General features: G+C 50.2%; 8 protein-coding genes. 6 read left to right on the top strand and 2 right to left on the bottom strand.

Translation table 11 applies throughout. From position 1 onward, the window contains the following. Both STRDD11_RS07850 and murT read right to left on the bottom strand, forming a co-directional pair. Positions 1–573 (bottom strand): type 1 glutamine amidotransferase (locus tag STRDD11_RS07850; RefSeq protein WP_128837103.1); only part of this gene is annotated, 573 nt, incomplete at its 3' end. Beyond that, positions 573–1,916 carry a lipid II isoglutaminyl synthase subunit MurT gene (murT, locus tag STRDD11_RS07845; protein ID WP_128836870.1) on the bottom strand — a complete coding sequence of 448 codons (1,344 nt, stop codon included), beginning with the start codon at positions 1,914–1,916 and terminating at the stop codon, positions 573–575. The genes murT and STRDD11_RS07850, both read right to left, overlap by 1 nt. A gap of 122 nt (positions 1,917–2,038) precedes the next feature. Between murT and cdaA the strand changes: the two genes are divergently transcribed. From cdaA to obgE, 6 genes are all read left to right on the top strand, one after another. Continuing rightward, a complete protein-coding gene (gene cdaA, locus STRDD11_RS07840; RefSeq protein ID WP_128836869.1) occupies positions 2,039–2,887 on the top strand; it encodes a diadenylate cyclase CdaA in 849 nt (282 codons plus the stop codon). Then, entirely contained in the window at positions 2,884–3,648 is a 765-nt protein-coding gene (locus STRDD11_RS07835; protein WP_128836868.1) for a CdaR family protein, read from the top strand. Before cdaA ends, STRDD11_RS07835 begins: the two co-directional genes overlap by 4 nt. A 30-nt stretch (positions 3,649–3,678) precedes the next feature. Beyond that, positions 3,679–5,031 (top strand): phosphoglucosamine mutase, encoded by a 1,353-nt coding sequence (glmM, locus tag STRDD11_RS07830; RefSeq protein ID WP_128836867.1) that lies wholly within the window; start codon positions 3,679–3,681, stop codon positions 5,029–5,031. A 456-nt stretch (positions 5,032–5,487) separates the two neighbouring features. Further along, positions 5,488–7,011, top strand: a complete 1,524-nt coding sequence (locus STRDD11_RS07825) for an Ig-like domain-containing protein (protein WP_128836866.1) — start codon at positions 5,488–5,490, stop codon at positions 7,009–7,011. Between the two features lie 257 nt (positions 7,012–7,268). Continuing rightward, entirely contained in the window at positions 7,269–7,397 is a 129-nt protein-coding gene (locus tag STRDD11_RS07820; RefSeq protein ID WP_128836865.1) for a DUF4044 domain-containing protein, read from the top strand. Positions 7,398–7,448: 51 nt separating this feature from the next. Then, positions 7,449–8,504: GTPase ObgE (obgE, locus tag STRDD11_RS07815; protein WP_241209369.1), on the top strand; the 1,056-nt coding region annotated here is incomplete at its 3' end.

Genomic DNA, 8,504 nt, shown 5'->3' with positions numbered 1-8,504 from the left:
GTCTTCTTGGTTATTGCCCTTGCCGTAGACTACCTTGCCCAGCGGTTTTTCATCGTCAGAGAGGAAGGTGCGGCCTTGATGATTTTCAAAGCCGTAGTAAGTCTCGTTAAATTCTTCATTGTGAATCTTGATGTCACCGATATAGCGGTTCTTGGTTTGGTTGAGGGTATAGTGGCCCATGATGCCCAGGCCCTCAATCCGCCGTCCGGATGCTTCGATATAGTATTGGCCCAGCAGTTGGAAGCCGCCGCAGATAGCAAGGACGACGCCGTTTTCATTGATAAAACTTTCCAAAGCCTCTTTTTTGGCCGGCAAATCACGGGCTACGATGGTCTGCTCATAGTCCTGACCGCCGCCGAAAAAGACCAGGTCATAAAAGTCCTTGTCGAAGTCATCTTCCAGAGAGACAATGTCTACCTGAACCTTGGCGCCCAGTTTTTCGGCCACATACTTGAGCATGAGAACATTGCCGTTGTCGCCGTAGGTATTCATGAGATTGCCGTAGAGGTGGGCAATCTTGAGCTCATAAGGATAAGTACCATGTTCAGGAGAAGCAAGAGAAGTGTAAACCATTAGTCCATCTCCTTTCTGACGACTTGGCGGGAGGCTAAGAGCTCGCGGAATTCCAGCATGGCGGTATAGGTAGCCAGGATATAAGCGTGCGGTGTTTCCTGACTTTCAATCCCTTTGAAGACAGCTTCTAAGTCCCTGACTTCGCTGATGCGGCTGGCATCATAGCCGGTCACCCGCAGACGGCGGGCAATCTCGGAGTGGCGGACACCGCCGGCTGTGATATGGGGGATGTCCATCTTCAGGATCTGCTCAAAGTCCGCATCCCAGATCCAGCTGGTATCGATGCCGTCGGCGTAGTTGGCATTGAGCAGGACGGAGAGAGTGAAGGGAAAAGGCGCCAGCTTAATCATCTCCAGAGCCTGAGTCGCTCCGACAGGATTTTTAATCAGGACCAGCGTGCACTCTTTGCCGCCGATCGTAAAGGTTTCCTGCCGGCCAAAAACGGCCCGGCTCTTGTCAAAGCCGGCCTTGATAGTCGCAGGCTCGACACCAAAGAACTGGGCGACTGCTACCGCCGTCAGAGCATTGTAGATATTGTAGAGGCCGCCGATATTGATATGGTAGTCTTGGCCGTCAATGACAAAGGCAGAGCTGTTATGCCGCAGCTCTTTGAGGGCGGTCAGCCGGCAGTCCAGCTCCGGCCGCTTAAAGCCGCAGTCCTGACAGATATAGTCTCCCAGATTGGCATAGCTATTGAGCCTATACTTGAGAATATGCTGGCAGTTAGGGCAGAGAATCCCTTCGGTATTATAGTGGGCCAGCTGGGCCGGACCTTTTTCGGTATCAAAGCCATAGTAGCGGACTGGATTTTTCAGGGTGACCGAGTTGAACAGCGGGCTGTCACCATTCATGAGCACCGTCGCCTCCGGTACTTTGGCTGCCGCATCCAGAATCATCTGGTAGGTGGTGTAAATCTCCCCGTAGCGGTCCATCTGGTCGCGGAAGATATTGGTAAAGACAAAGAGACTGGGCTTGATATAGTCGCAGATGCGAGACAGGCTGGCTTCGTCGATTTCCAGGACAGCGATATTCTTGCCGGACTTGTTTTTTTTGGCTGTCAGAAAAGTAGTGGCAATGCCGGAAATCATATTGGCTCCGCTGGGATTGGTCACGACCGGGCCAAAGGCTTCTCTGAGAATGCCGACTGTCAGAGCAGTGGTCAGGGTTTTGCCGTTGGTGCCGGTGACGACCACAATTTCATAATCGCGGGCCAGACTCTGCAGCAGGTTTTTATCAAATTTGAGGGCAATTTTTCCCGGCAGGGTGGAGCCCCGGCCCAATTTGCTGAGGACAAAGTGGGAGGACTTGCCTGCAAGGGCTGCCAAATGGGTATTTATCTTCATAAGAAATATTTTATCATAAAAAAGTAAAGAAGGTTACAGAAAAATATCGTCAAACGTGATATAATGGATTGACAAGTCTTTATGAATATGGATTTTAAAAGAGATAAGCAGGAAGTCTAGGTATGAATTTTCAACAATTAACCAATCTCCAGTATTGGTCCAGTCTGTTTTCTGACCCGCGGAATATTCTTATCAATATTATTGATATTCTCATTGTTACGTGGATATTATACTATCTGACCAAGGCCATTGCCGGAACCAAGATTATGATTCTGGTCCGGGGGGTGCTCTTTTTTATCTTGGCTCAGTTTTTGGCCAATCTAATCGGACTGACTACCATTTCCTGGCTGATCAATCAGGTCATCACTTACGGGGTCATTGCTGCCGTGGTCATCTTCTCGCCTGAAATACGGGCCGGTCTGGAAAAGCTGGGTCGGGCGACGGAAATCTTCTCTGCGGCTCCGGTCAGCAGCGAGGAAAAAATGATCCAGGCCTTTGTCAAGGCTGTGGCCTACATGAGCCCGCGGAAAATCGGTGCTCTGGTAGCTGTTCAGAGGACCCGGACCCTGCAGGAGTATATGGCGACAGGCATCCCGCTGGATGCGGATGTGTCAGGGGAGCTGCTGATCAACATCTTTATCCCCAATACACCGCTGCATGACGGAGCTGTGATTATCAAGGATAATAAAATTGCCGTATCCTGTGCTTATCTGCCCCTGACAGAAAGCACCGCCATTTCCAAGGAGTTTGGGACCCGGCACCGTGCAGCCATCGGCCTGTCAGAGGTTTCCGACGCCTTTACCTTTATCGTTTCCGAGGAGACAGGCGGTATTTCCACCACACACAATGGGATTTTCAAGCATGATCTGAGCTTAGAAGATTTTGAAGCGGAGCTGAAAAAAGTCTTTCTGCCGGAGCAGCAGAAGCCCTCAGGGCTGAAAAATCGCTTGTTGGGAGGGCTGAAGAAATGAAACAAAGTAAAAGAAAAAGAATTCTCTATATTATTTCCTCGCTTTTCTTTGCTGTCGTCCTCTTTGTCTATGCGACCTCCAGCAGCTACCAGAACAGTATCAGCGTGCGCCAGACTACATCAGAAACCTATACCAATACCGTTTCAAATGTGCCGATTGACATCAAATACGACAGTGACAATTACTTTATCAGCGGCTTTACCTCCGAAGTCTCTGTCGCTCTGACCGGCTCCAATCGGGTCAGTCTGGCCAGCGAGACGCAGGAAAGCACCCGGAAATTTAAGGTAGTGGCAGACCTGTCCAAGGCGACCGAAGGCACTGTAGAGGCCCAGCTGAAAGTGGAAAATCTGCCCAGCGGTCTGACAGCGACAGTGACACCGCAGAAGATTTCAGTAAAAATCGGCAAAAAAGCCAGCAAGAAAGTAGAAGTCCGCTCCCTGATTGCCGACAGTCAGCTCGCTGAAAATATTTCTGTCAGCGGCGTAACGCTGGAAGATAAGGAAGTAACGGTCACCAGTGATCAGGATACCTTATCCAGAATCGACTATGTCGTAGCGATTCTGCCGGCCAATGTCACGCTGACCGGCAGCTACAGCGGTACGGTGCCGCTGCAGGCTGTTGATGCAAGCGGCAATATCCTGCCGAGTGTAGTGACACCGTTTGAAACAACGATGAAAGTGACAACCAAAACAACGAGCTCTGGCTCATCCGGCTCCGGCAGCAGTTCGGAGGCAAATTCGTCTAGCTCAAAAGATAAATAAGTTTTCAAATTGAAAGGAAAATTAGAAACAATGGGTAAATACTTTGGAACCGATGGTGTTCGAGGAGAAGCAAATGTAGAACTGACGCCGGAATTGGCTTTCAAACTCGGCCGTTTTGGCGGCTATGTTCTGAGCCAGCACGAAAGCGAGGTTCCTCGGGTCTTTGTCGGCCGCGACACCCGTATTTCGGGAGAGATGCTGGAAAGCGCCCTGATTGCAGGACTGCTGTCGGTCGGTATTCATGTCTACAAGCTGGGCGTTATTGCAACGCCGGGAGTGGCCTATCTGGTCAAGTCAGAAAAGGCCAGCGCCGGTGTCATGATTTCAGCCAGCCATAATCCGGCTCTGGACAACGGTATCAAATTCTTCGGCGGTGACGGCTACAAGCTGGATGATGAGCGTGAACTGGAAATTGAAGCGCTGCTGGATGCGGCAGAGGACCATCTGCCCCGTCCCAGTGCAGAAGGTTTGGGCGACTTGGTGGACTATCCGGAAGGTCTGCGCAAGTACCAGCAGTACCTGGTATCAACCGGTCTGGATCTGGAAGGCATGCATGTGGCGCTTGATACAGCAAATGGAGCAGCATCGACCAGTGCCCGGCAAGTCTTTGCGGATCTGGGAGCTCAGCTGACAGTCATCGGTGAAAATCCTGACGGCCTCAACATCAATCTCCATGTCGGCTCAACTCATCCCGAAGCCCTGCAGGAAACGGTCCGCGAATCCGGCGCCGCTATCGGCCTGGCTTTTGACGGTGACAGCGACCGCCTGATTGCCGTAGATGAAACCGGTGAGCTGGTAGACGGCGACAAGATCATGTATATCATCGGCAAGTACCTGTCTGAAAAAGGGGAACTGGCTCAAAATACTATCGTGACAACCGTCATGTCCAATCTTGGCTTCCACAAGGCCTTAGACCGGGAAGGGATCCAAAAGGCTATCACAGCCGTCGGCGATCGCTATGTGGTAGAAGAGATGCGCAAATCAGGCTACAATCTGGGCGGTGAGCAGTCCGGCCATGTCATTATCATGGACTACAATACGACCGGAGACGGCCAGCTGTCAGCGGTGCAGCTGACCAAAATCATGCAGGAAAGCGGCAAGAGCCTGTCTCAGCTGGCTGCTGAGGTCACTATCTACCCGCAAAAACTTGTCAATATCCGCGTGGAAAACAGCATGAAGGACAAGGCTATGGAAGTTCCGGCTATTCAGGCTGTCATTGAAAAGATGGAAGCCGAAATGGCCGGAAACGGCCGAATCCTGGTCCGTCCGAGCGGGACTGAGCCGCTTTTGCGGGTCATGGCTGAGGCACCGACTGACGAAGAAGTAAATTATTATGTCGATACCATTGCCAATGTCGTCCGGGCAGAAATCGGACTGGAATAAATCAGAATCTGCTAGTCATGAAATGGCTGAAACAGCAGAGTTCCTCAAACAGCGAACCGGCATGTTTCAGTGAGAACGATTCACAATAGACAGAAAACGAATGAACGGCAGCTGGAGTTTGTCTCCTGCGCTCATCATTCGTTTTTTTATTTATAGCTTTTTAGTTTGCTTTTAGCAGCGAAACTGTCCGGGGGGACAGTTTCAGCCTATCGCTTAACGTACAGGACGATAGGGCAGCGAGCTGCTCAAATAGTCCAGTGGAGGTTTTGAGGCGGTGGCTGGAGCTTTGTGAGCAGCTCACTGCCTTCTTTGATGTCGGCATTCATTGAGCCGGCCGCTTTGTTTATCTGTGCTTTTTTTATCTTTATACAGCTCATTTGAATATTAAAACAATTTAGTATAAAATGTTGCTAAAATGAAATACTCCTGTTATAATAAATGAGAAAGGAGTCCAAAATGAAAGAAAAAAATAATATATTTATCAAGATTTTAATCTTGCTGTCTGCTGTTATTGCAGGACTTGGCTTCACGGCTCAAGCGCAGGCTGCTGAAATCACGGAATATACCCAAAATACCAGCATTACCAAAAACGGGAATCCGTTGACCAGTGATACGACTGTCCTGACCAATGAGGTTTTGGCTGTCACAACCAATTTTACCTTCTCCGATTCTCAGGCTATCAATGAAGGCGACACCCTGTCTTTCACGCTGCCTCAGCAGCTAACCCTGATTACCCCCTTAAACTTTGACGTCTTTGATGTGGTCAATCACAAGGGAGAAGTGGTCGGCAAGGCTCAGGCCAACCCAGCAACGCAGACGATTACAGTCACCTTCAGCGATTACTTTACCCAATATACGGAGCATAAGGAAATCTCTCTAAACTTTAATGTGAGGGTGAACAATGATGCTGTCCATGGAACTGGTCCTGTCTCCTTCAGGTTTGGGCAGACAGACTTTGCCTTCCAATTTCAAAAGGAAGACGGCGCTGCCGGTGACTATGAGATGAAATACGGCTATCAGGATAAAAGCGATCCGAACATTGTCAAATGGCGCATCATCCTCAATGCCAGACAGGATCTCCTTCGCGATATGGTCATTTCTGACAATTTTGGAGACGGCCTGACCTTGGTTCCCGGCACCCTGCGGGCAGTCCGCTATGCTCCGGTGGACGGCGGAATCCGCAATGAAGCCCATCTGCTGACCCTGCCGGTCTTGGACAACTTTACCAATAAAGCGGAGCTGTCCACCAATGACAAGGGCGAAGCAAATGGCTTTACCATTAACTTTGGCACCAACTACAACTGGCCTATGTATATCGAATACTCAACCCGTGTACCGGAAGGCACAGATGTAGGCAGTGTTGTCAACAACAAGCTGACTTGGACAGCTTCCAACTTCCCGGGTGAGCGCTCAATTACACGGTCCGTTCGTTTGGAAGATGGTTCCGGTAAAGGAAGTGCTGAGCAGTCAAAAGATGTTCAGATTCAGGCAAAGAAGGTGCTGATTGGCAAGGACTTGGAGCAAGGTCAGTTTAGCTTCGGTCTTTACGATGCAAACGGCAATCTGCTGCAGACGGCCAGCAATGAAGCGGACGGCTCCGTTCAGTTTAAAGCATTGAATTTTGATGCTGCGGGTACTTACAGCTACAGCATCAAAGAAATCCCTGGCAACAGTCCAGACTATATCTATGACGATAAGGAAGCGAAGCTGACTGTAACGGTGACTGATGTCAACGGTGAGTATCTGGGCTCTGTCAGCTATGATGTAGACGCAACCTTTACCAATACCTACAGAGGTTTTGATCCAGGAAATAACCCTGCTGATGGTTCAAAGGCGAATAACACTGTGTCTCCAACAGCCCAGTCTAAAAAAGTTCTGCCTAAAACCGGTGAGCAGAATGCTCTCTGGCTGACAGCAGCAGGTCTGGCTGTTTTGGCAGCCGTGGGAAGTCTTGTCTTGCTGCGCAAGAAAAAAGGCTAAAAAGATAAGGTTTTAAGAGGCAGCTCTTAAAGCCTTTTTTAGAGCTGTTCAGACCCTGCTGGCCATGGCAAGGAATCGTTTCAGAGGCTGTCTGCTCTCATCCTGTCTATTCCTGCTTTCGTGTGGATTTTTATTAGTTGAGCTGAATAGAATGTTCATTAAGAAAGTGCAGTCTGGATTCTGCCTTAGCCTTCCATTTGAAAAATAGCTGCAATCGTGTTAGAATAGACCTAGTAATTTTGAATAGAGGTGCTATTGTGGCTTTTGGAGATAATGGACAACGCAAGAAAACAGGATTTGAAAAACTGACGATGATCGTCGTGATTATCATGCTGATCGTGACAGTCGGAGCAATCTTTGCTTCCGCTCTCAGTGCCATCTTCTAATCCCAAACGCTTTAGGGCGTTTTTTTAGAGTAAAAAGAAGCGAGAAAGAATATGAGTATGTTTTTAGATACAGCCAAGATTCAGGTCAAGGCTGGCAAGGGCGGCGATGGCATGGTGGCTTTCCGACGGGAGAAGTATGTTCCTAACGGCGGTCCTTGGGGCGGCGACGGCGGCCGTGGCGGCGATGTGATTTTTGTCGTTGATGAAGGGCTGCGCACCCTTATGGACTTTCGTTACAACCGCCACTTTAAGGCACCGTCGGGCGAAAAAGGCATGACAAAAGGGATGCATGGCCGGGGAGCAGAGGACTTGCTGGTCCGCGTACCGCAGGGAACGACTGTCCGCGATGCGGAAACCGGCAAGATTCTGACGGACCTGATAGAGAACGGCCAGCAGTTCATCGTGGCCCATGGCGGCCGCGGCGGCCGCGGCAATATCCGCTTTGCCACTCCTAAAAATCCTGCCCCCGAAATCTCTGAAAATGGAGAGCCGGGACAGGAGCGGGAGCTGCTGCTGGAATTAAAAGTGCTGGCAGATGTCGGACTGGTCGGCTTTCCCTCTGTCGGAAAGTCAACCCTGCTCAGTGTTATCACCTCAGCCAAGCCCAAGATTGGGGCCTACCACTTTACCACTATCGTGCCCAATCTGGGTATGGTCCGCACTCACTCAGGTGAGTCCTTTGCCGTGGCGGATCTGCCGGGGCTGATTGAGGGAGCCAGCCAGGGTGTGGGTCTGGGAACCCAGTTTCTCCGCCATATCGAGCGGACCCGGGTCATTCTCCATGTGGTTGACATGTCTGCCAGCGAGGGCCGGGATCCTTATGAAGATTATCTGGCTATCAATAAAGAGCTGGAATCCTACAATCTCCGCCTCATGGAGCGGCCGCAGATCATCGTGGCCAATAAGATGGATATGCCTGAAAGTGCAGAGAATCTCAGGGAATTCAAAAAGAAACTGGCTGAGAATTATGATGAGTTTGAGGACCTGCCGCCAATCTTTCCAATCTCCAGTCTGACCAAACAGGGACTTGCGACCCTTTTGGATGCGACAGCAGAATTGCTGGATCGAACACCGGAGTTTCTGCTCTACGATGAGACAGAGATGGAA

The organism is Streptococcus sp. DD11 (genome assembly GCF_001578865.1).
In the GTDB taxonomy this organism is placed as follows: Bacteria; Bacillota; Bacilli; order Lactobacillales; family Streptococcaceae; genus Streptococcus; species Streptococcus panodentis.
This window is presented reverse-complemented; position numbering and strand designations above follow the sequence as displayed.

Coding starts and splice junctions, on each gene's coding strand:
- murT (WP_128836870.1), bottom strand. CDS start 1,916: ATGAAGATAAATACCCATTTGGCAGCCCTTGCAGGCAAGTCCTCCCAC.
- cdaA (WP_128836869.1), top strand. CDS start 2,039: ATGAATTTTCAACAATTAACCAATCTCCAGTATTGGTCCAGTCTGTTT.
- STRDD11_RS07835 (WP_128836868.1), top strand. CDS start 2,884: ATGAAACAAAGTAAAAGAAAAAGAATTCTCTATATTATTTCCTCGCTT.
- glmM (WP_128836867.1), top strand. CDS start 3,679: ATGGGTAAATACTTTGGAACCGATGGTGTTCGAGGAGAAGCAAATGTA.
- STRDD11_RS07825 (WP_128836866.1), top strand. CDS start 5,488: ATGAAAGAAAAAAATAATATATTTATCAAGATTTTAATCTTGCTGTCT.